The following is a 23,293-nucleotide window of genomic DNA, read 5'->3' as shown; positions in this document are numbered from 1 at the left end:
GGTGAAGAACATGCAAAACGGCGGGCAGCTTCTGGTTCAATCCCTCGTCGCACTCGGGGCAACCAGGGCCTTTGGCGTTCCGGGCGAAAGCTATCTCGCCGTTCTGGATGCCTTGCATGATACGGCGGGCAAGCTGGATTTCGTTCTCTGCCGGAACGAAGGCGGCGCGGCCTTCATGGCGGCCGCCTGGGGCAAGCTCACGGGCCAGCCCGGCCTTTGCATGGTCACGCGCGGCCCCGGCGCCACCAATGCCTCCATCGGCATTCACACTGCCATGCAGGACAGTGCCCCGATGCTTGTCTTTGTCGGGCAGGTCGGAACCGACATGCGCGGCCGCGAGGCGTTTCAGGAAATCGACTATCGCGCCATGTTCGGCACCGTCGCGAAATGGGCGGTCGAGATCGACCATGTCGACCGCATCCCCGAAATCCTGGCGCGCGCCTGGTCCACCGCCCTTTCGGGGCGGCCCGGCCCCGTTGTCATCGCCCTGCCCGAAGACATGCTGACAAGCCTCTCCTCCGCTGCACCGCTGGCGGCACCGCCCCGGCTGACGGAACCCGCCCCCACCGCCGATGCCGTGGCCGAGACATTGGACATGCTGCGCGCCGCGCAACGCCCTGTCGTCCTGATCGGGGGGTGCAACTGGTCGGCCGAAGGCCGCCGCGCCCTGCAGATTTTCGCCGAAACCTCCGACATCCCCGTCATCGCGGCCTTCCGCTATCAGGACCAGTTCGACAACTTCTCCCCCGTCTATTCCGGTGAGGCGGGTGTCGGCATGCCCCCGAACGTGCGCGCCCTGATCCGCGACGCCGACACGATCCTCGCCATCAACATCCGCTTTGGCGAGATGACGACCGATGGCTACACCCTGCTCGATGTGCCCGTTCCAAAACAGAGGCTGATCCATGTGCATGGATCCGACAGGGAGATCGGCAAGATCTATCAGCCCGTCCTGGGCATTCATGCCGGCCCCAACGCCTTTGCTGCCGCCTTGCAGCCGGTTTCGGGGCCATGGGCAGACTGGCGCGCGCGCGCCCGGGCCGCATGGGAGGCAGGCTTCGACCTGCCGCTGCAGCCGTCGCCCGTGGACATGGGCCTTGTCACCGCCCATCTCCGCGACGTGCTGCCCGCCGACGCGATCCTCACCAACGGGGCGGGCAACTTCACCGTCTGGCCCAACAAGTTCTACAAGTTCGGCCCCGAAGCCCGCCTCCTTGCCCCGCAATCGGGCGCCATGGGCTATGGCCTTCCGGCGGCCATCGCCGCCAAGGTCGCCCATCCCGGGCGCACCGTCGTCTGCTTTGCCGGGGATGGCGATTTCCAGATGAACTGCCAGGAACTCGGCACGGCGATGCAGGCCGGGGCACAGCCCATCGTCCTGATCCTGAACAACGGCACCTATGGCACGATCCGCGCCCATCAGGAACGGAACTACCCGGCCCGCGTTTCGGGCACGACGCTTGAGAACCCGGATTTCGCGGCCCTCGCCCGCGCCTATGGCTTCCACGCCGAACGCGTCGCCCGGACCGAGGATTTCGCCCCCGCCTTCGCCCGCGCCCTTGCCTCCGGCACCGGCGCCGTCCTCGATCTCGACATCTCGCCCGAAGCCCTGACTCCGCGTCAGACCCTCTCCCAGATGCGCGCCGCGGCCCTTGCGGCAAAGGAAAAGAAATGACCTCGGCCATCCGGCTTGGCGCCGATATCGGCGGCACCTTCACCGACATCGCCCTGGAATGCGGTGGCAGGATCTTTTCCACCAAGATCCTCACGAACTATGCCGCGCCCGAACAAGCCATCCTCGACGGGATCGACATCGTGCTGGGCGAGGCGGGCATTCCCATCTCCGACCTCGACATCGTCATCCACGGCACCACCCTCGCCACCAATGCGCTGATCGAACGGCGCGGCGCGCGCACGGCCTTTGTCACGACCGAGGGGTATCGCGACGTCCTCGAGATGCGGACCGAAAACCGCTTCGAACAATATGACCTGAACCTTCGCCTGCCCGAACCCCTCGTTCCGCGCGAAGACCGCTTCACCGTGGCCGGGCGTATCGGCGCGCAGGGGCGCGAACTGGCCCCGCTGGATGAAGAAGGCCTGCGCAGGGTGGCCCGGCAGATCGCCGAAGGCGACTATCGCGCAGTCGCCATCGGGTTCATCCATTCCTACGTCAATCCCGATCACGAACGCCGCGCGCGCGACATCATCGCCGCCACCGTGGATCTGCCGATCTCCCTTTCCTCCGACGTCTCGCCCCAGATGCGCGAATTCGAACGGTTCAACACCGTCTGCGCCAATGCCTATGTCCGCCCCCAGATGGCCGATTACCTTGGCCGCCTGCAATCCCGGCTCCGGGCGATGGGTGCGCGCTGCCCGGTCTTCATGATCCATTCCGGTGGCGGGCTGATCTCCGTGGAAACCGCTGCCGAATTCCCGGTGCGCCTTGTGGAATCCGGCCCGGCAGGCGGGGCGATCTTCGCCGCCGACGTGGCCCAGCGCTTCGAACTCGAAAAGGTCGTCAGCTATGACATGGGCGGAACCACCGCCAAGATCTGCCTGATCGAAGGCTTTCAGCCCAAGACCGCTCGCAGCTTCGAAGTCGCGCGCACCTACCGTTTCCGCAAGGGATCGGGCATGCCCATCTCCATCCCCGTGATCGAGATGATCGAGATCGGCGCAGGTGGCGGTTCCATCGCCTGGGTCGATTCCCTCGGCCGCATCCAGACTGGCCCGGAAAGCGCCGGCTCCGAACCCGGCCCCGCCTGCTATCAGCGTGGCGGGGAACGTCCGGCGATCACCGATGCCGACCTTGTCCTCGGCAAGATCGACCCCGACAATTTCGCAGGCGGTGCCATTCCCCTGTCGTCCGAAAAGGCCGGGGCAGCCATCGCACGCGATGTCGGCGCAAGGCTTGGCCTTGATATCCTGCCCGCCGCCTTCGGCATCTCCGAGGTGGTCGATGAAAACATGGCCAATGCCGCCCGTGTCCATGCTGTCGAGAATGGCAAGAACATCTCGGACAACATCATGGTCGCCTTCGGCGGCGCGGCCCCGCTGCATGCCGCGCGGCTGTGTGAAAAGCTGGGCATCGACCGCTGCCTGATCCCGCCGGGTGCGGGCGTCGGTTCTGCCATCGGCTTTCTCAAGGCCCCCTTCGGATACGAGGCGCTCGCCTCTCGCGTGATCCGGCTTTCAGCCTTCGATCCCGCCACCGTCAACGCCCTGATCGACGATCTGAAATCCACCGCCGAAGGCTTCGTGCGCAAGGGAACGGATGGCGCGATCGGGCGCGAGATCACCGCCTTCATGCGCTATGCGGGGCAGGGCTGGGAAATCCCGGTCACCCTGCCTGACCGTGCCTTCACCGCGGCCGATACCGCCCATCTCGCCGACAGCTTCCGCCAATGCTACGCCCGCTTCTTCGGGCGCGCGATCGACGGGCTGGATGGGCTGGAAATCGAGATCGTCACCTTCTCGGTCAAGGCGCAGGACAGGCGCCCCGCCGCAACCCCCGTCCGCCTGACCGAAGGCCGCGGCACCGTTGCTGCGCCGGAAACCCGCCTTGTCTTCGATCCGACCCGGGGCGAAAGCCTGCCAACCGGCATTCTCGACCGTGCCGCCCTGGGCGCAGGCATGCGCGCCCATGGCCCCGTCATCATCGTCGAACGCGAAACCGCGACGGTCGTCACCTCACCCTTCGATGTGGTGATGCAGGATGACGGCTCGCTCCTGATGATCCGCAAAGGGGTGCAGGCATGACCGACTCGACCCTTGAAATCCGCATGCAGGTGATGTGGAACCGCCTGATCTCGGTGGTGGAGGAACAGGCGATGACCCTGCTCCGCACCGCCTTTTCCACCAGTGTCCGCGAGGCGGGCGACCTTTCCGCCGGGGTCTTCGATCCGCAGGGCCGGATGCTGGCGCAGGCCGTCACCGGCACGCCCGGGCATGTGAACACCATGGCCGAGGCCGTGCTGCATTTCATCGAAGAGATCGGCCGCGATGCCATGTATCCGGGCGATACCTATGTCACCAACGATCCGTGGAAGGGCACGGGCCACCTGCACGACATCACGATGGTCTCTCCCTCTTTCCTGGGTGACAGGCTGGTGGGGTTCTTCGCCTGCACCGCCCATGTCGTCGATGTCGGCGGGCGCGGCTTCGGGGCCGATGGCAAATCGGTCTATGAAGAGGGGATCCAGATCCCCATCATGAAATTCGCAGAACGCGGCAAGGTAAACGAAACCCTGATCGCCCTGCTGCGGGCCAATGTGCGCGAACCCAATCAGGTGGTGGGGGATTTCTACTCGCTGGCCGCCTGCAACGATGTCGGCCACCGCCGCCTGATCGACATGATGTCGGAAATCGGCCTGACCAGCCTTGATGACCTCGGCGCGTTCATCTTTGCCCGCACGGCTTCCGCCACGCTTGACCGTATCCGCGCCCTGCCGCAAGGGGCATGGGACAATGTGCTGGATACCGATGGCTATGACGAACCCGTCCGCCTTGCCGCCCGGGTGCGGATCGCGGGCGACAGCGTGAATGTGGATTTCGACGGCTCATCCCCGGTCAGCCGCTGGGGCATCAACGTGCCCATCATCTATACCAAGGCCTATGCCTCCTACGCGCTGAAATGCGTGATCGCGCCCGATATCCCCAACAACTGGGCCTCGCTGGCCGCCTTCACCATCTCCTCGCCCGAAAACATCCTGAACGCCCCGTTCCCCGCCCCCGTCTCGGTCCGCCATGTGATCGGCCATCTGGTGCCGGATCTTGTCCTTGGCGCGCTGGCCAAGGCGCTGCCCGGCCGCGTCCTTGCCGAAGGCGCGGCAGCGCTCTGGAACATCCACATGTCGGTGCGCCCCGCCGCCGGCAAGACCGGCCGCCGGGCCGAAATCCTGATGTTCAACTCCGGCGGCATGGGGGCAAGGCCCGGGCTCGACGGTCTGTCTGCCACAGCCTTCCCCTCGGGCGTGATGACCATGCCGATCGAGGCGACGGAACAGACCGGCCCCGTCATCATCTGGCGCAAGGAACTCCGCCCCGACAGCGGCGGCGCGGGCGAATATCGCGGCGGCCTTGGCCAGATCATCGAGATCGAGGCCGATACCGACCATGAATTCGACTTCTCCGCCATGTTCGATCGCGTCAACCACCCCGCGCTGGGCCGCGATGGCGGCCGTCCCGGCGCAGCAGGCAGCGTGGCGCTGGACGATGGCACCCGGCTTCGGCCAAAGGGCTGGCAGCATGTCCCCGAAGGACGCCGCCTCGTGCTGCAACTGCCCGGCGGCGGTGGCTTCGGCGATCCGGCCCGCCGCAGCCCCGAGGCCCACGCAAACGACCTGTCCAAGGGCTATGTGACGGAAAAACCGGAATGACCGCGTCCGAAATCCAGCTGGCAAGCCGCCTTTCCGCGGTCAAGCCGTCTGCCTCCATGGCGGCCTCGCTCGCCGCGCGCGCCCTGCGGGCGCAGGGCACCGACGTCATCGACCTGGGCCTTGGCGAACCCGATTTCCCCACGCCCCGCCATGTGATCGAGGCAGCCCACGACGCCGCGCTTGCCGGGCAGACCCTCTACACCGCCGCGGCAGGCACACCCGCCCTGCGGGCCGCCATCGCCGCGAAGTTCCGCAACGAGAACGGCTTCGATTGTTCGCCCGATGACATCACCGTGGCGAACGGGGCCAAGCAGATCATCTTCAACGCCCTGATGGCCACGCTGAACGACGGGGATGAGGTGATCCTTCCCGCCCCCTACTTCGTCAGCTATCCCGAAATGGTCAAACTGCTGGGCGGCACACCCGTCATGCCGGTCTGCCCGGCGGAAGGCGGCTTTCGCCTGACCCCGGAAATCCTGCAATCCGCGATCACCCCGCGCACACGCTGGCTGTTCCTGAACATGCCCGGCAATCCCTCGGGCGCGGTCTATTCCGAAGCGGAACTTCAGGCGCTCGGCGCGGTTCTGGCACGGCATCCGCAGATCATGGTCCTCTCGGATGAGATTTACGAACATATCCTCTTCGACGGGCGCTCCTTCCTGTCCTTCGCCCGGGCCTGCCCCGACCTGCGCCCGCGCAGCCTGATCGTGAACGGCGTGGCCAAGGCCTATGCGATGACGGGTTGGCGCATAGGCTATGCTGCCGGGCCGTCCGCCCTGATCCGGGCGATGAACACCGTGCAAAGCCAGTCCGTCACCTCGGTCGCCGCCCCGATGCAGGCGGCGGCGCTGGCGGCGCTGACCGGCCCGCAGGATTGCGTCGCCACCTTCCGCGCGGCCTTCGAACGCCGCCGCGATCTTGTGGTGCGCGGGATCAACGCCATCCCCGGCCTGACCCTCGCCCCGCCCGAAGGCGCCTTCTACGCTTATATCGGCTGCGCGGGCCTGATCGGCCGCCGCACCCCTGCGGGCGGTCTTCTGGCCGATGACACGGCCGTCGTGCAGTATCTTCTCAACCACGCCCATGTCGGCGCGGTTCCGGGCGCGGCCTATGGCCTTTCCCCCTATTTCCGCATCTCGACGGCGACATCCGACGTCCTCTTGCAAGACGCAATCGACCGCATCGCCCGCGCGGTCTCGGCCCTATCGGAGGCAAAATGACCAAACCTTTCCAGACGATCCTGATCACCGGCGCTGCGGGCCGCCTCGGCACCGAGCTTCGCCATGGCCTTGCCCCGCTGGCCGAACGGCTGCGCCTTTCCGACATCAACCCCATCGCCGACCTCCGCCCGAACGAAGAGTCGGTGATCTGCGATCTCGCCGATGAAGCCGCCATTCTCAGGCTGTGCGAGGGCGTCGATGCCATCGTCCATTTCGGTGGCGCCCCCCTTGAACGCCCCTGGGACGAGGTGCTGAACGCCAATATCCGCGGCAGCTATCACATCTACGAAGCGGCCCGGAAACACGGTATCCGCCGGGTCGTCTATGCCTCATCCGTCCATGCCATCGGCTATCACGCGCTGGAAGACCGGATCGACGCCCACGCCCCGCATCGCCCCGACAGCCTCTATGGCCTTTCGAAATGCTTCGTCGAAGATCTCGGCCGTCTCTACTGGGACAAGTTCGGCATCGAAACCGCCGCCCTGCGCATCTTCTCGTCCTTCCCGGAACCGGCGGATCGGCGCATGCTCTGGTCCTGGTTGTCCTTTGCCGATTGCGTCCGCCTTGTGACTGCGGCGCTCACCGCCCCGCGGGTGGGTTTCACGGTCGCCTTCGGGATGTCCGACAATGCGGTGAAACCCGTCGACAACCGCCTTGCAGGGCATCTCGGCTTTCACCCGCAGGACAATACCGAACCCTTCCGCGCCGGGGTCGAGGCGCGCACCCCGACACCCGATCCGAAAGCCCCCGCCGTGCAATGCCTCGGCGGCTGGTTCGTCGATCTCGGCCACCCCGATGACGAGCCTGCAAGATGACGCGCCGCTATGACGTGGTGATCGTCGGCGGGGCGGTGATCGGTTCTGCCGTCGCCTATTTCCTCGCGGCCAATCCCGATTTCGGGGGATCCATCCTCGTGGTCGAACGCGACCCGACCTATTCCCGCGCTTCCACCTCGCTGTCCTCTTCCTCGATCCGCACGCAATTCTCCAATCCCATCAATGTCCGGATCAGCCAGTTCGGCAGCGCCTTCATCCGCGACTTCGCCACAACGATGCAGGTCCGGGGCGAAGCACCGCCCGATCTGAACTTTCACGAAGGCGGCTATCTCTTCCTTGCCCGAACCCCGGCGCAAGAGACGACCCTGCGCGAAAACCATGCCGTGCAGCGTGATTGCGGTGCCGACGTCGTGCTGTGGGATCGGGACGAACTCTCACGCGCTTTCCCGCATCTGCGCGTCGATGACATCCGCCTGGCCTCCTATGGCCGCTCGGGCGAGGGCTGGTTCTCCAACACCGGCCTTATGAACGGCTTCAAGGCCAAGGCGCGCGAACTTGGCGCGGAATATGTCACCGATGAAGTCATGGCCATCACCCGGCAAGGCGACAGCGTCACCTCCGTCACCCTGCGTTCGGGCGAGGTCATCGCCGCAGGCACCATCGTCAATGCCTCTGGTCCCCGCGCGGCGCTGACCGCGCGCATGGCGGGCCTCGACATCCCGGTCGAACCGCGCAAGCGCACCCTTTTCGTGATCGACTGCGCCACCTCTCCCGAAGGAACCGCCACGGTGAATGGTGGCCGCCTGCCCCTGATGATCGACCCGACAGGTGTCTTCTGCCGCCCCGAAGGCCGCTTCTTCCTGACCGGGGCCGCCCCGATTGAGGATCCGGCGGTCGACTGGGATGATTTCGAACCGCGCTGGGAGGAATTCGAAACCCTCATCTGGCCCGCGCTGGCCGAAAGATCCCCCGCCTTCGAGGCGATCAAGGTCGTGAACCAATGGGCCGGGCACTATGATTTCAACACCCTCGATCACAACCTGATCGTCGGTCGCCATCCCGAAGTGCGGAATTTCATCTTCGCCAACGGCTTCTCGGGCCATGGCCTGCAACAGGGCCCGGCCGCCGGGCGCGGCGTCAGCGAACTGATCACCTATGGCGCTTTCCGCTCCCTCGATCTGTCCGAAGTCGGCTATGAACGTGTTGTCGAAAACCGGCCTTTCCTGGAAAAGGCCGTGATCTGAACCTGGCCGGAGTGTCCCGCTTGCCCCGCATCTCTTCCACACACGGCCTGACGGGACGCCATCGCAGATGAAAGGCGACCGCGCGCTTCGCATGCTGCCGCTGAACGCGCTGCGGGTCTTTCAGACCGTGGTGCGCCATCGCAGCTTTCGCAGCGCCTCGGAAGAACTGCTCGTCTCGCCGCAGGCCGTCAGCCAGCAGATCAAACTGCTTGAAGACAGCCTCGGCGTCGTGCTGTTCGAACGAAAGGGCAGGGCGATCGAGCCGAACGCTCAGGCCATCCTTCTGGCCCATCACGTGCAGGCTGGCCTTGACGAAATCGCCGAAGGCGTGCGCCGCGTCACCCGCGCGGGTCAGCGCAACCGGATCAGCGTCAATGTCAGCCCCTATTTCGCCACCCGCTACCTGCTCGACCGTCTGGCCCGCTTTCGCGACATCATGCCCGATGCCGATCTGCGCCTGACGACCATGGTCGATCTGCCCGATTTTGTGGCCGAAGACATCGACGTTGCGATCCAGTGGGGCTATGGCACCTGGAAGCCTTTCGATCAGGTCCTTCTCCTGCAGGACAGGAAGGTGGTCTGCTGCACCCCCGATCTGGCCGCGCGCATCACCCGCCCCGCCGATCTTCTGCAACTTCCCCTTCTCCATCCGGTCAATTCCGATCAGCTCTGGTCGCGGCTTCTGGCCAGCCTTGGTGTCGCGGGCGAAGGCGGGCGCGGCGACATCCGCTTTCAGGACGCCGCCACGATGCGCCGCGCCACGCTGGCCGGGCTTGGCGTGGGGCTGATCTCGATGATCGACGCGACCGAGGATATCGCCGCAGGTCGAGTCGCGGCACCCTTCGGGCTCGATGTCATGTCCGGCATGGCCGATGACCAGATCCCCGGCTTCTATCTGGTGCTGCCGAAATCCCACCGCCGCGACAGGACGGTCGCCACCTTCTGCCGCTGGATCGAAGAGCAGGACTGGTCGGCCCTGCCGGAACCATGATGCAGAAGGATCGCAGGATGCAGCCGCAGGCAATCGTCACAGGGGCCACGGGGGGAATAGGGCGCGCCATCGCGCTGGCCCTGCGCGATGGCGGCTATTCCGTCCTCGCCCTTGGCCGCTCTGCCACGGCGCTTGCCGAACTGGCGCGCGAGCCGGGCCTTACCCCGCTTGCCGCGGACATGACACAGGATGATGCGGTCATGCGCGCCATCGCGGGCTGGCAGCCCGATGTCCTTGTCAACAATGCCGGTCTCATGCCGCCGCCCGGCAACTTCTGCGATCTGGACGCCTCCGGGATCGACCGCGCCCTTGCCGTGAACCTTGGCTCGGTGCTGAAAGTCACCCGCCAGATCGCGCCCGGCATGCGGGCGCGGGGACGGGGGCATGTCTTCTTCACCGGCTCTACCGCAGGCCACGCCCCCTTTCCCGGCATGGCGCTGTATTGCGCCACCAAATCCGCCATCGCGGGCTTTGCCCAGGCCCTGCGCCTCGATCTGGCCGCCAGCGGTGTCCGCGTCACCGAAATCGTCGCAGGCCGGGTCGAGACGGGCCTCTACCGCGATGTCCTGTCCGAAGAGGCCCGCGCCGCCATGTATGCCGGGCATTCTGCCGTGCAGCCGGCAGATGTCGCCGCCATGGTCATGGCCGTGATCGGCCTGCCGCAGACCGTCGATGTCAGCCGGTTCGACATCCTTCCCACACAGCCCGCCTCTGCCACCGGCAGCAAATAGAAGGGACATCCGCATGAAGAATATCAGCCTTGTCATCGTGGGCGGGGGGGCGGGCCTTGGCGCGCTTCTTGCGGAAATGGCCGTGGCCGAAGGGGCCTCTGCCATCGGCATCATCGACCTCGATCCCCGCGCGGCGGAGGCGGCCCTCGCCCCGGCGCGCAAGGCCGGGCTGCCCACAGCCTTCGCCGCCTGCGATATCCGCACGGCGGATGCGGCCCATGCGGCCTTTGCCACGGTCGCCCGGTCGCTTGGCCGCGTGGATACGCTGGTCAATGCGGCAGCCATCTATCCGCGCAAACCCATCCTCGAGATAACCGATGCGGATTGGGATGCCTCGCTCGCCGTCAACATCAAGGGCACCCATCACATGATGGTGGCCGCCATCCGGCAGATGCGCCTTCAGCCGCCGGTCGGCATGGTTCGGGGCAGGATCGTCAACATCACCTCGGTCGATGCCTTCAAGGCCCATCCCCAGAACGCCCATTACGCCGCCACCAAGGCCGCCGTCGTCAGCCTGACGAAAAGCATGGCGCACGAGGTCGCGCCCGACGGCATCCTCGTGAATTCCGTCGCCCCCGCAGGCATGGCCACGGAACGTGCCAGACAACTGGGCTTTCTGCCGGAACTGGCCAAGGCCAGCCCCCTCGGACGTGGGGGCGAACCGCAGGAGATGGCCGAATGGGTTCTCATGGCGGGGGGGCCGAAGAATACCTACATGACGGGCGAAACCATCATCGTCTCGGGCGGCTACATCTACGCCTGATCCGCCCACCGCCCGAGGGATCAGCGGTTGGGCACGTTGCTCTGGGCCGACCGGATGAAATTCAGCGCAGGCCCGCTCAGCGGGGCACCGCGACGCCATGCCAGCCCCACCTGAACCGACGGCAGATCGCCCGAAACATCCCGGATCTCGATCCGGTCCCCTTCCAGCGACCAGGGCCGATAGACAAGGCTGGGCAATATCGCCAGCCCTGCGCCCGTCGCCACCAGGCTGCGCACCGCCTCGACCGATCGGGTGCGAAAGGCCACCTCGGGCTTCACCGGCAAGGCTTCCGTCAGCCTGCGGGTCGATTCCTCGATCTCGTCCACCATCAGCTGGATCAGCGGCTGCCCCGCCAGTTCCTCCAGCGCAATGGCCTCCTGCTGCGCCAGCGGATGGCCCAGCGGCAGCCACAGCCGATAGGGCGATACCAGCAGCGTTTCCACCTGCAGCGCCATCCTGTCCCGGACCGAGGATGTCAGCAGCACCGCCACATCCAGCTCGCCCCCGATCAGCAGATGCTGAAGATAGTCGCCGCTATCCTCGATCACGTTCAGCTCCACCCGCGGAAAGGCCCGGCGAAAGCGCGACAGGATATCCGACAGCACATATCCCGCCACCAGTGAGGTCACCCCCAGCGACAGCCGCCCGCTCGCGGTTTCGGCCTCGTCGCGAAAGGCGGTCCGGGCCGTTGCCACATCGGCAAGGATCTGGCGCGCATGGCGCAGGAAGGCGCTGCCCTTGTGGGTGATCAGCAGGCCGCGCGCCTGCCGGTCGAACAGGATCACCCCCAGATCATCCTCCAGCGCCCGGATCGCCTCGGTGACAGAGGACTGCGAGATGGACAGCGCCCGCGCCGCACCCGACACGCTGCCCGCCTCGGCGGCCGCAACGAAGAACTGAAGCTGACGCAGCGTGAATGCCATGGCACCTGTCCAGATTGGCAACCCGGCCTGGGTTACCCGCCCGGGCCCCCTTCCGAAATCCTGGAACGCATATCGGACAGGATCGCAGATCGAAAGCGCGACACAAGCCCGCCATAGGCCGTCAGGCGGGCTGTCGTGAAATGCCCCGTCTCCGCCAGAAGGTTGACCGTCCCCGGCACGCTGCCATCCGCATCGACAAGCGGCAGATTGGCGGCAGAACCCAGCCCCATGGAGGTGATCAGCGCATGATCGAAGAACACCGTGGCGAAGGCCGCCGGTTCATTGGCGATGAACGGCTCGCCTCGAACAACGCAAAGATCGAACCAGGCATCCCGCTCCAGCGGCTTGGTGCCATGCAGCGGATATTCCACCGGATGTGAACTGTGGATCCGGCGAAACAGGCCCCTGTCCAGATCATGGGTCGTGATGGTGAAAAGCCGCGTCCCCAGATCCGCGCAGGCGCGCTCCAGCGCGACGAAAGCTTCGGACGGGGCGGGTTCTGCACTGGCGTGCCGCATCTCCCTACCCCTCCCGCAGCCGGGCGGCCAGCAGCGCCAGCAGGTCCGATCTGGTGACCAGACCTACCAGCTTGCCCGCCGCCACGATGGGCACCGCCTGTTGCCGCCCCACGGCAAGCAGCGCCATCAGCGCCGCCGCATCCGCATCCGGGCCAAGCGTGGCCACGTCCCTGGCAAGATCGCCCGCCGTCAGATCAGGGTCCAACTGCCCCAGCAACATGCTCTGGTCGATCAGCCCGACATGATCCCCCGCCGCCGTCGCCAGCGGCAAAGTCTTGAACCCATGCCTGCGGAACAGGTCGGCCAGTTCGCCGACCGTCATGTCGGCATCTGCCGTCACCAGGTCGCGCGTCATCACATCGGCCGCCGTCAGCCCGCCCAGATGATGCGAGGCCGCCTCCATCTCGGCAGCATCCAATACGCGGGCCAGATCCTCCACCCCGATATTCGGCGCCATGCGCAGCCGGTCGATCAGCGTCGCCAGTTCCTCTGGCCGCAGGCCCAGCCGCCGCTCGGGCGGGGGATCCGCCTTTCCCTGATCGGGCGCATGCGGCTGGCGGAACGGATAGAACCGCCCGGAGAAATGGTGCCAGACGATCCCCGCTGCCACCAGGAACACCGACCCGAGCCCCACCGGAATGATCGCAAAGCTCAGGCCCGGAAAATCCGCCTCGCCCGCCGCCAGCACTGTGGCCAGCGCCACCGCCCCCGCCGGAGGATGCAGCGCGCGTGCCATTCCCATCAGGACAATGGCCAGCCCCACCGCAAGCGGTGCCGCGATCAACGGCACATCCGTCACCCGCATCACCGCCAGCGCCGCAAGCGCCGCGACGGTGTTCCCGATCACCACCGACCAGGGCTGCGCCAGCGGGCTGTTGGGAATGACGAAGATCAGCAGGGCCGATGCGCCGAAAGGGGCCACCAGCAGCAGATGGCCGATCTCCGCCCCTTGCGCGATCAGCCAGAGCAAAAGGTCACAGGCCAGCAGACCCACCGCTGCGCCAATCCCGGCAGACACCGCCACGCCCGGCTTCATCATCGGCATCGCCGGGCCAAGTGCGCGCAGTCGCATCATGCCATGTCTCTGTTCCACGCCCGCACCTTCGCGCGTTTTCCCCCCGGGGGAAACCCCGGGTCAGACCGATCCCCGCCCGCTTCCGACCTAGCCACGCATCATCGCCAAACGGATCAGCGCGCGCTCCATGACGGCCATTCCCGGCGCGCGGGAGGCAGATCGCAGCGTCAGATCCGTCTCCAGCAGATGCGCGATCGCCTCTTCCAGCCGGTGCGAGGGCCAGATCTGCGCCTGTCGGATCAGCGCATCCCGGGTCTTGTAATGCACCCCCCGCATCCGCCCGATGGCCGAGGCCGCCCCTCCGGGCTCGCTCACGGCCATGTGCAGCGCCCGGAAATGGCGCAGGGTGGAAATGCACAGCGTCACCGGCTGCGTGCCCTGTCCCTCCAGCCGCCGCAGCAGCGGCCCGATGGCCTGCACCTTGCGATCCGCCACCACGGCAACAAGTTCATCCACCTCTGCCTCAACCGTCGCCGGGGCCAGGGCCGCAATCTCGGCAGGGGTCAGCGGCGTGCTGTCGCCATGCTTGTAAAGCGCGATCTTCTCGACCGTCTGGCGGAAATCGCCCGGATCCAGCGCCCGCGCCAGCGACAGAAGATCCGTCATCGCCTCGCGGTCGATGGCGGCAAGCCCCGCCTTCTTCAGCGTCTCCTCGATCTCTTCCCGCGAGGGCGGATCGTCGTAAAGGCCGATGCAGAAGGTCGAGGGGTGCTTCTCGAACAGTGTCTTCAGCGACGATTTCCCGGTCAACCCGCCCGCCGTCACGATCACCTGCGCATCGCCGGGCTTCCAGTCCGCCAGCGCCGCCGTGATCGTCGCCGTCAATGTATCCGTGGCATCCTCGACAAAGGCCACCCGGGGGCCGGGAAAGAACCCCTGCGCCTTGATCGCATCCAGAAGCAGCGCCGCATCCTTGCGCAGGTCCGCGCCCGGAATGCGCGTCAGGCGCATTTCGGCCTCTCCCTCGGGCCCGATCAGCGCGGCGATCACTTCCTGCCGCCGCAAAGCCACCCGCATCGGATCCGCGCCAAAGATCAAGAGCCCGGTCTTGCCCGGATCCGGCCGGGCGCAATAGCGGCTGACCTCCGCCCCCTTCAGGATCATCGGTTCAGGGTGGGGGCAACGGCCAGAAGGCGGATCACCACCTGATCTGCCAGCATCACCATCAACCGCCGCGCGGCATCATCCTCGGCGGCAAGTCCCGCCACAGTCGTTCCCGTCGCCGACCAGGACGTGAAGGCCGAAACCTCGCCCCCGGCCACGCGGCTGCCGCTGGCGCGGTCCGTCAATGTCCATGTCGCCGTTCCGCGCAGCGTATAGCGGGTCGTCTCGTTCGCGGCGGTGATCCCGCCCGATTGCCGCGTCACCGCGATGGAATAGCCCAGGTCATAGGCCACGGCCTCGCCCCGCCCGATCCGCGATTCCAGCCGTGCCACGAAATCGAAATCGCCCTTGCTGACGGGGGCCTGCACCGCAACACGCCCGCGCAGCGCAGCCGCCCCGCCTTTCGGCCCATAGGCCGGGGTAAAGCCGCAGGCGGCAAGGGGCAGGGCGGCAAGGCCCAGAAGGAAATGGCGGCGGTCAGACGACGACATTGATGATGCGCCCCGGGACGACAATGATCTTCTTCACCGGCTGCCCGGCAAGGAACTTGATCACAGCTTCATCCGCCAGCGCGATCTTTTCAACCTCGGAGGCGGGCATATCCTTCGGAACGGTGATTTCCGCCCGCCGCTTGCCGTTGATCTGGATCGGCAGGGTCACATCATCCTCCACCAGCAGCGCCGGATCGGCCTTGGGCCAGGGGGCCAGCGCCACCAGCCCCGCGCCGCCCAGCATCGACCAGACCTCTTCCGCCAGATGCGGGGTCATCGGTTGCATCAGCTGCGCCATGGCCCGCATCGCCGCGCGCCGTGCCTCTGCCCCGGCCTGCGACCGCTGCAGGGTGTTGGTGAATTCGTAAAGCTTCGCGATGGCCTTGTTGAAGGCGAATCCCTCGATCCCCTTCGTCACCTCGTCGATGGCCTTCGCCGTGGCGCGGGCCAGCGCCGCATCCTCGGCCGCATTGGCGGCGGCATCCGACCCGGCAATCTCATCGGCGATGCGCCACACGCGCCCCAGATGCTTGAAGGCCGCCTCCGCGCCGGACGATGTCCATTCCACATCCCGTTCGGGCGGGCTGTCCGACATCACGAACCAGCGCGCCGTATCCGCGCCGAACTGGGCGATGATGTTCATCGGATCGACGACATTCTTCTTCGATTTCGACATCTTGGCCGAAGGAATGATCTCCACCGCCGTGCCGTCCTTCAGCGTGGCCCCTGCATCGCTGCGGATCACATCCTCGGGCAGGTGATAGACGGGGCGGCCATTGGCATCCCGCGTCAGATAGATCTCATGCGTCACCATGCCTTGGGTGAACAGCGCGTTGAACGGCTCCACCGCCTTTTGCGGCAGATGGCCGGTCTTCTGCATCGCCCGTGCAAAGAACCGGGAGTAGAGCAGGTGCAGGATCGCATGTTCTATCCCGCCGATATACTGGTCGACATTCATCCAGTATTCGGCATCTTCCGCGATGGTGGGCGTGGTGGCCCGTGGCGCGGTGAAGCGCGCGTAATACCAGGACGAATCGACGAAGGTATCCATCGTGTCCGTCTCGCGCCGGGCCTTCGCGCCGCATTTCGGGCAGGTGCAATCGCGCCAGGTCGGGTGGCGATCCAGCGGGTTGCCGGGAACGTCAAAGGTCACGTCATCGGGCAGCGTGACGGGCAAATTCGCCTTCGCCTCGGGCACCACGCCGCAGGTCGCGCAATGCACAACCGGAATCGGGCATCCCCAATAGCGTTGCCGGCTGATGCCCCAGTCGCGCAGGCGGAACTTGGTCACGCCGGTCCCGTAGCCCTGCGCCTCGGCATGGGCAATGGCGGCAGCGATGGCCTCTTCCCCCGTCTGCACCTCGGCCCCGGCAAAGCCGCGCACATAGCGCACCCGCTCCGATTTCATCGGAACAAAGGCTTCGGCCAGTGCCGCATCCTCGGCCCCTTCGGCCACGAAGACCGCCTTGATCGGCAGGCCGTATTTCGTGGCGAAGTCGAAATCGCGCTGGTCATGCGCCGGGCAGCCGAAGATCGCGCCGGTGCCGTAATCCATCAGGATGAAATTCGCGATCCAGACCGGCAGTTCCCAGGCCGGGTCCAGCGGATGCTTCACCCGGATGCCGGTATCAAGGCCGATCTTCTCGGCCGTCTCGATCTCTTCCGCGCTGGTCCCGCCCTTGCGGCATTCCGCGACAAAGGCCGCAACCTTCGGATCATGCTCCAGGGCCTTGGCCAGCGGATGATCCGCCGAAATGGCGGCAAAGCTTGCCCCCATCAGCGTGTCAGGCCGGGTGGTATACACCTCCAGCGTCTCGAACCCTGCCGGCGCCCCCACGGTTTCAAAGCCGAACTGCAAACCGCGCGACTTGCCGATCCAGTTGGCCTGCATCAGCCGCACCTTTTCGGGCCAGTCGGTCAGCGTATCCAGTGCGTTGAGCAGGTCTTCGGAATAGTCCGAGATCTTGAAGAACCACTGCGTCAGTTCCCGCCGCTCCACCGCCGCGCCCGACCGCCAGCCCTTGCCGTCGATCACCTGTTCATTGGCCAGAACCGTCATGTCGACCGGGTCCCAGTTCACCACCGCGTTCTTGCGATACACAAGGCCCGCTTCCAGCATGTCGATGAACATCGCCTGCTGCTGGCCGTAATATTCCGGGTCGCAGGTGGCGAATTCGCGGCTCCAGTCGATCGACAGGCCCAAGGGCTTCATCTGCGCGCGCATGTCGGCGATGTTGCCATAGGTCCAGTCCTTGGGATGGCCGCCCCGCTCCATCGCGGCATTCTCGGCGGGCATCCCGAAGGCATCCCAGCCCATCGGATGCAGCACCGAATACCCCGCCGCCGCCTTCTGCCGCGCCACCACATCGCCCATGGTATAGTTGCGCACATGGCCCATATGGATGCGCCCCGACGGATAGGGGAACATCTCCAGCACGTAATATTTGGGCTTTGCCGGATCGCGCCGCGCCGTGAAGGCCCCGGCCTGATCCCAGGCGGCTTGCCATTTCGGTTCGGTCCGGCTCGGTTCGTAGCGCGACATCACTTGCCCTCGGCATTCGGTTTCGCGCGTGGTTATACAAGCCGCGCGGCCAAGGTCCAGTGATGCCGCAGCAAAAGCCTTACAGCTTGCTGTCCTGAATGCGCAGCTGGCGCGCCCGGGTCAGGATCGCGTCCTCGATCGCCCGCACCGTTCCGGGATCGACCGCACCGCCGCCGGAAGATTGCAGCGCCACCTTCAGGCTGCGCGCATCCAGCGCCGGGTCCTGCACATAGATCGTCGCGCGATAGGCGCGGCCACCGCCGGGCGGGGTGCCATAGCCCGTCACGATCACGCCGGTAAAGGGATCGACCGATTCGATGGGCAGGAAATTCAGCACGTCCTGCGCCGCAACCCACAGATACTTGTTCACCTCGACGGTGGTATTCGGGTCCGTGCCGTTGCGGAACAGATCGAAGAAGGACGAACGGTTCGTCTTCGTTCCCTGCGCCCGATCCGCTGCCGCGCGCTGCGCCTCGGCCCGTTCGCGCCGCTCCAGCGTCTCCTCGGCGGGGATCGAGGGGGCCGCGTTCCGGCGGAACAGGCCGCTGTCGCCGCTGCCGATCCCGGTGCCGCACCCCGAGACAGAGATCAGAATGCCGCCGATCAGCGCGCCTTTTGCCAAGCGATGCAGGTTCATCCAGACCCCCGTTACCCTTTGGTCCGTTGTCTAGCCCAGCCTTTCCGGCGTGCCAAGGCTTTTCCCCGCAGCGCCCCCTCGCCCGCCTGCCCACGCGCAGGCATTCCCCTGTTCGCGCAGGGGCTGAGAATGGACTGTGGCAAGACTGCACCACGAATTCGGGCATTAACTTTTACTAAAGCTCCGTCGTTGCAATCCGGGGCGTTAAGATTGATGAAAGCTGCATCCCCTTCCCGGATTCCCCTGGGTTGGGCGCTCCTTAAGACAACGAGGGAAAACGATGAAAAAGATTCTTCTCGCGACCACGATGCTCGCTGGCACCGCTGGTATCGCTGCTGCCGAAGTGGCAGTCACGGGCTACGCTGAAATCGGGATCATCCGCAGCGAAGCAGGCTTCGCCGGCTCGACCAACGCTCAGTTCCATCAGGACGTTGAAGTGACCTTCACCATGTCGGGCGAAACCGACGGTGGCCTGTCCTTCGGCGCCGCGATCGACCTGGACGAAACCAACGTCGCCGCTGGCGATGACTCGGGCACCACCGTGTTCGTGTCGGGTGCTTTCGGCAAGCTGACCATGGGCGACACCGACGGCGCTCTGGACTGGGCCGTGGCTGATGCCGGCGCTCTCACCTCGATGGGCGACGACCACACCACCCACCTGTTCTACTTCGCAGGCAACGGCCTCGACGGTTCGCATGACAACCAGGTCGTCCGCTACGAGTACTCGTTCGGTGACTTCGGCGTCGCTCTGTCGTACGAGCAGGCTGGCAACAACGCCACCGGCACGCTGGCTGACGACAACGTTGCCATCGGTGCGACCTACTCGATGGACATGGGCGGCACCGCTCTGAAGTTCGGCCTCGGCTATCAGGCTGGCTCGGATGCTCCGACCGCTGCTGCTGTCTACACCAACGGCGATGCGATCGGTGCGTCGGTTTCGGCCGAGCTGGCTGGCGGCTTCGCTGTCTCGCTGGGCTACATCAAGTACGACTTCGACGCGACCAACGTCGCTGGCGGCGCTGCCACCATGGCTGACTTCGCGCACACCGGCCTCGGCGTGACCTACACCACCGGCGCTCTGTCGCTGCACGCCAACGTCGGCCACTTCAACCCCGATGTCGGCGCGAGCGACTCGACCTATGGTCTGGCCGTGAACTACGATCTGGGTGGCGGTGCTGTCGTGATGGCTGGCTACGGCTCGGACGTGGGCGCTGCTGCTGGCGACCAGTCGCAGTACTCGATCGGCCTCGGCCTGTCGTTCTGATCTGACGGAAGTCACGATCTGATGGAAGAGCGGGCGAGAGCCCGCTCTTTTCATTTGAACACCCGCCCTGACAGCCTTTCTCGACTTCCCCGATCCCGGGCGTTAAGGGCTGGATGCAAAGGCTCCGCCACGAGAGAGGCCCCATGTCCGCCGCCACCCTTTCCAATGCCGAGATCAAGTCGCTCTATGCCGAAGCCTTGGCAAAACTCGGTGCCGGTCAGCCGGAAGAGGCCCTCCCGATCTTCGGTCGCATCATCGAAAGCAATCCCCGTCTGCCCGAACCGATCTGGCAGGCCGCCCGGATCTTCGGCGAATTCGACATGTATGACCGCGCCCTCGACCACGCCGCCGCCGCCGCGCGGCTGAAGCCTGCGGAACCGGCCGTCTGGGCGACATGGGCCGATCTCGCCTCCCTCGACGGCAGCAAGGAGGCCGAGCGCGCCTTCCTCGACGCCGTGAAATCGTCGCAGCTTCCCCCGGCCATCCGCATCCGCCTGCAGGACCGCTTCGGCGCGCAGCGCCGCGCCTCGCGGCCCGATGTGGCGGGCGTCCCGGACCAGGCCCTTGCCCGCATCTCGCAGCTCATCGCCCGCGGCGACTTTCCCGCCGCCCGCCAGACCGCCGCAAAGCTCCTCTCCGCCCATCCCCGCTCGGCCCTTCTGCACAACATGCTGGGCACCATCCTCAGCGGCCTGGAAAGGGGCCCCGAATCCCTCGCCGCCCTGCGCAGCGCGCAGAAGATCGACCCGTTCTACGCCGAAGCCTGGCTGAACGAGGCCAACGAACTGCGCCGCCAGGGCCGCATGGAAGACGCCCTGCGCGCCTATCGCGCTGCCATCGCCCGCGCCCCCGACATGGAGGCCGCGCTGCAGCGCTATGTCACCCTCCTCAACCAGCAGACACAGCCGGGCCGCGCCGCCCGCTATGCCGAACGGCTGGTCCGCCTCTACCCCGATTCCGTCCCCGCCCGCATCGCCTATGGCAACACGCTGATGCTTCTGCGCGATCACCACCGCGCGGCCGAGATGCTGGAGAAGGCGCTCGTCCTTTCCAAGAATGGATCGGCCGAAGCGATGGTCGTCCTCTCGCAGGTCTATTCCCATCTGGATCGCGATGCCGAAGCCGCCGATCTGATCGAACGCGCGCTCATCCTGCGCCCCGACAACGTGATGGCCCTGAACAAGAAGGCCAGCCTCCTGCAGACGGCAGGCCGCTTCGAAGAAGCCGACCGTATGTTCCGCATCGCGCTGGATCATTCCCCGCTTGATGGCGATCTCTTCCGCAACTTCATCGTCAGCTACAAGGTAAAGCCGGGCGATCCCATCGTCGGCCAGATGCAGGCGGCCATGGCCCGCCCCGATCTGCCGGATCGTTCGCGCCTCTCCTTCGCCTTCGCGCTGGGCAAGGCGCTGGAGGATCAGAAGGACTACACCGCCGCCTTCCCCTATATCCGCCAGGCCAACGATCTGACGCGCAAGCTATATCCCTATGACATTTCCGTCCGCCTGGCCGAGGTGGCAGCCATGCAGAAATCCATGCGCGGCTTCGATTGGGCCGGAACGCGGGTTCCCGGCACCTCGGACGCCGCCCCCGTCTTCGTGACGGGCATGCCCCGCTCGGGCACGACGCTGGTGGAGCAGATCATCGCCAGCCATTCCCGCGTTACCGGGGCGGGCGAACTTGCCGTGCTGCAGGGCGCCTGCCAGCGCCTGTTGATGACGCGCCCCGATGGCTATGACGATATCCGCCGCCTCGTCGATGTGGCCCATCCCGATATCGCCGCCATGGGCCATGCCTTCATCCGCGAACTGGGCGAACGCTTCCCCGGATCGGACATCATCACCGACAAGTCGATCACAACCTACATGTATATCGGCCTGGTCAAGCTGGCCCTGCCCAACGCGCGCATCATCGTTGTCCGCCGCGATCCGCGCGATACGCTCCTGTCGATCTACAAGAACCGCTTCCCCGAAGGCACCCATCTCTACGCCTACGATCTGCGCGATCTGGCGAACTACTACGCCACCTTCGTGGAGATGGTCGAATTCTGGCGCGGCGAAACCCCCGACTGGTTCACCGAGGTGCAATACGAAACCCTCGTCGCCAATCCGGAAGAGGAATCGCGCAAGCTGATCGCCGCCGCCGGGCTGGATTGGGAAGAGGCCTGCCTGAACTTCCACCAGAACAAGCGCAAGGTTGACACCCTCAGCGTGTATCAGGTGCGTCAGCCCATATCCGGTGGATCGGTAAAGGCCTGGCAGCGCTATGAGGCAGAGCTTGCCCCGATGATCGACACCCTGCGCGAACGCGGCCTTCTGCCGGACTGATCCGCGCAAGCATCAGAAATAACTGTAAAAAATGCGCATGTGGCCGCCTGCAAGGGGGATGGCCCCTCATGCCGTCATGGCATCACTGTGGCGGGAATGCATCGTTAACCTTTGTTAATCATAACAGCAATATCCATAACACTTTATCATGCACGCCTTGCAGGAGTAGGTTCCGCCCATCGGTTCATTACCTAGTAAGGAGAATACCAATGAAAAAGGTACTGCTGGCGACCACCATGCTGGCTGGCACCGCCGGGTTCGCTGCCGCCGAAGTGGCCGTGACCGGTTATGCCGAAATGGGCATCCTGGCGACGGAAAACGCCGCTGGGAAAACCACCACCCAGTTCCACCAGGACGTTGAAGTGACCTTCACCATGTCGGGCGAAACCGACGGCGGCCTGTCCTTCGGCGCGGCGATCGACCTGGACGAAACCAACGTCGCCGCTGGCGATGACTCGGGCACCACCGTGTTCGTGTCGGGTGCCTTTGGTAGAATCACCATGGGCGACACCGATGGCGCCTTCGATTGGGCCGTTCAGGATGCGGGCTCGCTCACCTCGATGGGCGATGACCACACCACCCACGTCGCCTATTTCAACGCCAACGGCTTCGACGGTTCGCATGACGGCCAGATCGTCCGCTACGAGTATTCGTTCGGCGATTTCGGCGTGGCCCTGTCCTACGAGCAGGCCAACAACGGCAACGCTGCCGTTCTCGGTGGTGTGACCGCTGATGACAACGTCGGCATCGGTGCGACCTACTCCGCCAACTTCGGCGGCACCGACCTGCGCTTCGGCCTTGGCTACATGGCTGGTGCGATCACCAACCGTGCGGCTCATGCCGGTGGCCCTGGCCCGGACGGGATCAATGGCACGGCGGATGACGTTGCTGCTCAGGCTGCTGCCATCTCGAATGGCGATGTCGTCGGTGCTTCGGTCGGCGCAACCTTTGCGGGTGGCTTCTCGGGCATGATCGGCTACAGCAAGACGTCGCCCGACGTTGGCGCGGACACCAAGCGCACGGGTCTGGGTCTGACCTACACCACCGGCGCACTGTCGATGACCGCCAACTACGGCGAATCCAAGACCGCCGCTCTGCCGAAGGTGAAGTCCTACGGTCTGGCCGTGAACTACGATCTGGGCGGCGGTGCCGTCGTCATGGCTGGCTACGGTAACGACGTCGATGGCGTCACCCCGGGCGCGCAGCAGCAGTACTCGATCGGCCTCGGCCTGTCGTTCTGATCCCTCCCGGATCATCGGAAAGGGCGGGCCTTGGCCCGCCCTTTTTCGTTCCTCGCTTCCAATCCGCG

Annotated in this window: 19 protein-coding genes; 12 read left to right on the top strand and 7 right to left on the bottom strand. The window is 65.7% G+C overall.

All coding sequences use genetic code 11. From position 1 onward, the window contains the following. Positions 1-10: 10 nt before the first annotated feature. The 9 genes from G5V65_RS01540 (at position 11) to G5V65_RS01500 (ending at position 11,103) form a co-directional block, all read left to right on the top strand. Positions 11-1,675 carry a thiamine pyrophosphate-binding protein gene (locus G5V65_RS01540; RefSeq protein WP_165046651.1) on the top strand — a complete coding sequence of 555 codons (1,665 nt, stop codon included), beginning with the start codon at positions 11-13 and terminating at the stop codon, positions 1,673-1,675. Further along, the gene (locus G5V65_RS01535; RefSeq protein WP_165046650.1) at positions 1,672-3,759 is read left to right on the top strand and encodes a hydantoinase/oxoprolinase family protein; all 2,088 of its coding nucleotides are present in this window, start codon (positions 1,672-1,674) and stop codon (positions 3,757-3,759) included. The genes G5V65_RS01540 and G5V65_RS01535 overlap by 4 nt, the downstream gene beginning before the upstream one ends. Next, positions 3,756-5,378, top strand: coding sequence for a hydantoinase B/oxoprolinase family protein (locus tag G5V65_RS01530; protein ID WP_165046649.1), 1,623 nt, complete (start codon positions 3,756-3,758; stop codon positions 5,376-5,378). The genes G5V65_RS01535 and G5V65_RS01530 overlap by 4 nt, the downstream gene beginning before the upstream one ends. Then, positions 5,375-6,598: a pyridoxal phosphate-dependent aminotransferase gene (locus G5V65_RS01525; RefSeq protein ID WP_206526617.1), complete on the top strand. Its 1,224-nt coding sequence runs from the start codon at positions 5,375-5,377 to the stop codon at positions 6,596-6,598. Before G5V65_RS01530 ends, G5V65_RS01525 begins: the two co-directional genes overlap by 4 nt. After that, positions 6,595-7,413, top strand: a complete 819-nt coding sequence (locus G5V65_RS01520; protein WP_165046648.1) for an NAD-dependent epimerase/dehydratase family protein — start codon at positions 6,595-6,597, stop codon at positions 7,411-7,413. The genes G5V65_RS01525 and G5V65_RS01520 overlap by 4 nt, the downstream gene beginning before the upstream one ends. Continuing rightward, entirely contained in the window at positions 7,410-8,618 is a 1,209-nt protein-coding gene (locus tag G5V65_RS01515; protein WP_165046647.1) for an NAD(P)/FAD-dependent oxidoreductase, read from the top strand. Before G5V65_RS01520 ends, G5V65_RS01515 begins: the two co-directional genes overlap by 4 nt. Positions 8,619-8,709: 91 nt before the next feature. Then, positions 8,710-9,609, top strand: coding sequence for a LysR substrate-binding domain-containing protein (locus tag G5V65_RS01510; protein WP_241250400.1), 900 nt, complete (start codon positions 8,710-8,712; stop codon positions 9,607-9,609). A gap of 17 nt (positions 9,610-9,626) precedes the next feature. Beyond that, positions 9,627-10,340, top strand: coding sequence for an SDR family oxidoreductase (locus G5V65_RS01505; RefSeq protein ID WP_206526616.1), 714 nt, complete (start codon positions 9,627-9,629; stop codon positions 10,338-10,340). A gap of 13 nt (positions 10,341-10,353) precedes the next feature. Continuing rightward, positions 10,354-11,103, top strand: coding sequence for an SDR family NAD(P)-dependent oxidoreductase (locus G5V65_RS01500; RefSeq protein ID WP_165046644.1), 750 nt, complete (start codon positions 10,354-10,356; stop codon positions 11,101-11,103). A gap of 20 nt (positions 11,104-11,123) precedes the next feature. Here G5V65_RS01500 and G5V65_RS01495 read toward each other — a convergent pair whose 3' ends face one another. From G5V65_RS01495 to G5V65_RS01465, 7 genes are all read right to left on the bottom strand, one after another. Continuing rightward, positions 11,124-12,026 carry a LysR family transcriptional regulator gene (locus G5V65_RS01495; protein WP_165046643.1) on the bottom strand — a complete coding sequence of 301 codons (903 nt, stop codon included), beginning with the start codon at positions 12,024-12,026 and terminating at the stop codon, positions 11,124-11,126. A 32-nt stretch (positions 12,027-12,058) separates the two neighbouring features. Continuing rightward, positions 12,059-12,544 carry a GAF domain-containing protein gene (locus tag G5V65_RS01490; RefSeq protein WP_165046642.1) on the bottom strand — a complete coding sequence of 162 codons (486 nt, stop codon included), beginning with the start codon at positions 12,542-12,544 and terminating at the stop codon, positions 12,059-12,061. 4 nt (positions 12,545-12,548) lie between these two features. Continuing rightward, positions 12,549-13,619, bottom strand: coding sequence for an HPP family protein (locus tag G5V65_RS01485; RefSeq protein ID WP_165046641.1), 1,071 nt, complete (start codon positions 13,617-13,619; stop codon positions 12,549-12,551). 87 nt (positions 13,620-13,706) lie between these two features. Next, positions 13,707-14,723 carry a DNA polymerase III subunit delta gene (gene holA / locus G5V65_RS01480; RefSeq protein WP_165046640.1) on the bottom strand — a complete coding sequence of 339 codons (1,017 nt, stop codon included), beginning with the start codon at positions 14,721-14,723 and terminating at the stop codon, positions 13,707-13,709. Next, the gene (gene lptE, locus G5V65_RS01475) at positions 14,720-15,214 is read right to left on the bottom strand and encodes an LPS assembly lipoprotein LptE (protein ID WP_165046639.1); all 495 of its coding nucleotides are present in this window, start codon (positions 15,212-15,214) and stop codon (positions 14,720-14,722) included. The genes holA and lptE overlap by 4 nt, the downstream gene beginning before the upstream one ends. Beyond that, on the bottom strand, positions 15,201-17,756 hold the full coding sequence (leuS, locus tag G5V65_RS01470; RefSeq protein ID WP_165046638.1) for a leucine--tRNA ligase: 2,556 nt from the start codon (positions 17,754-17,756) through the stop codon (positions 15,201-15,203). Before leuS ends, lptE begins: the two co-directional genes overlap by 14 nt. Before the next feature lie 79 nt (positions 17,757-17,835). Beyond that, on the bottom strand, positions 17,836-18,393 hold the full coding sequence (locus G5V65_RS01465; RefSeq protein WP_165046637.1) for a DUF3576 domain-containing protein: 558 nt from the start codon (positions 18,391-18,393) through the stop codon (positions 17,836-17,838). A gap of 280 nt (positions 18,394-18,673) precedes the next feature. On the opposite strand from G5V65_RS01465, the gene G5V65_RS01460 reads away from it, so the two are divergent. From G5V65_RS01460 to G5V65_RS01450, 3 genes are all read left to right on the top strand, one after another. Next, entirely contained in the window at positions 18,674-19,657 is a 984-nt protein-coding gene (locus tag G5V65_RS01460; protein ID WP_165046636.1) for a porin, read from the top strand. A 143-nt stretch (positions 19,658-19,800) separates the two neighbouring features. After that, positions 19,801-21,984, top strand: coding sequence for a tetratricopeptide repeat-containing sulfotransferase family protein (locus tag G5V65_RS01455; protein ID WP_165046635.1), 2,184 nt, complete (start codon positions 19,801-19,803; stop codon positions 21,982-21,984). Positions 21,985-22,193: 209 nt separating this feature from the next. Further along, the gene (locus G5V65_RS01450) at positions 22,194-23,225 is read left to right on the top strand and encodes a porin (protein WP_165046634.1); all 1,032 of its coding nucleotides are present in this window, start codon (positions 22,194-22,196) and stop codon (positions 23,223-23,225) included. Positions 23,226-23,293 lie beyond the last annotated feature (68 nt).

Source organism: Paragemmobacter kunshanensis (assembly GCF_011059185.1).
In the GTDB taxonomy this organism is placed as follows: Bacteria; Pseudomonadota; Alphaproteobacteria; order Rhodobacterales; family Rhodobacteraceae; genus Paragemmobacter; species Paragemmobacter kunshanensis.
Note: the sequence above shows the minus strand (reverse complement) of the source record. Positions and strands in the feature narration are given on the sequence as shown.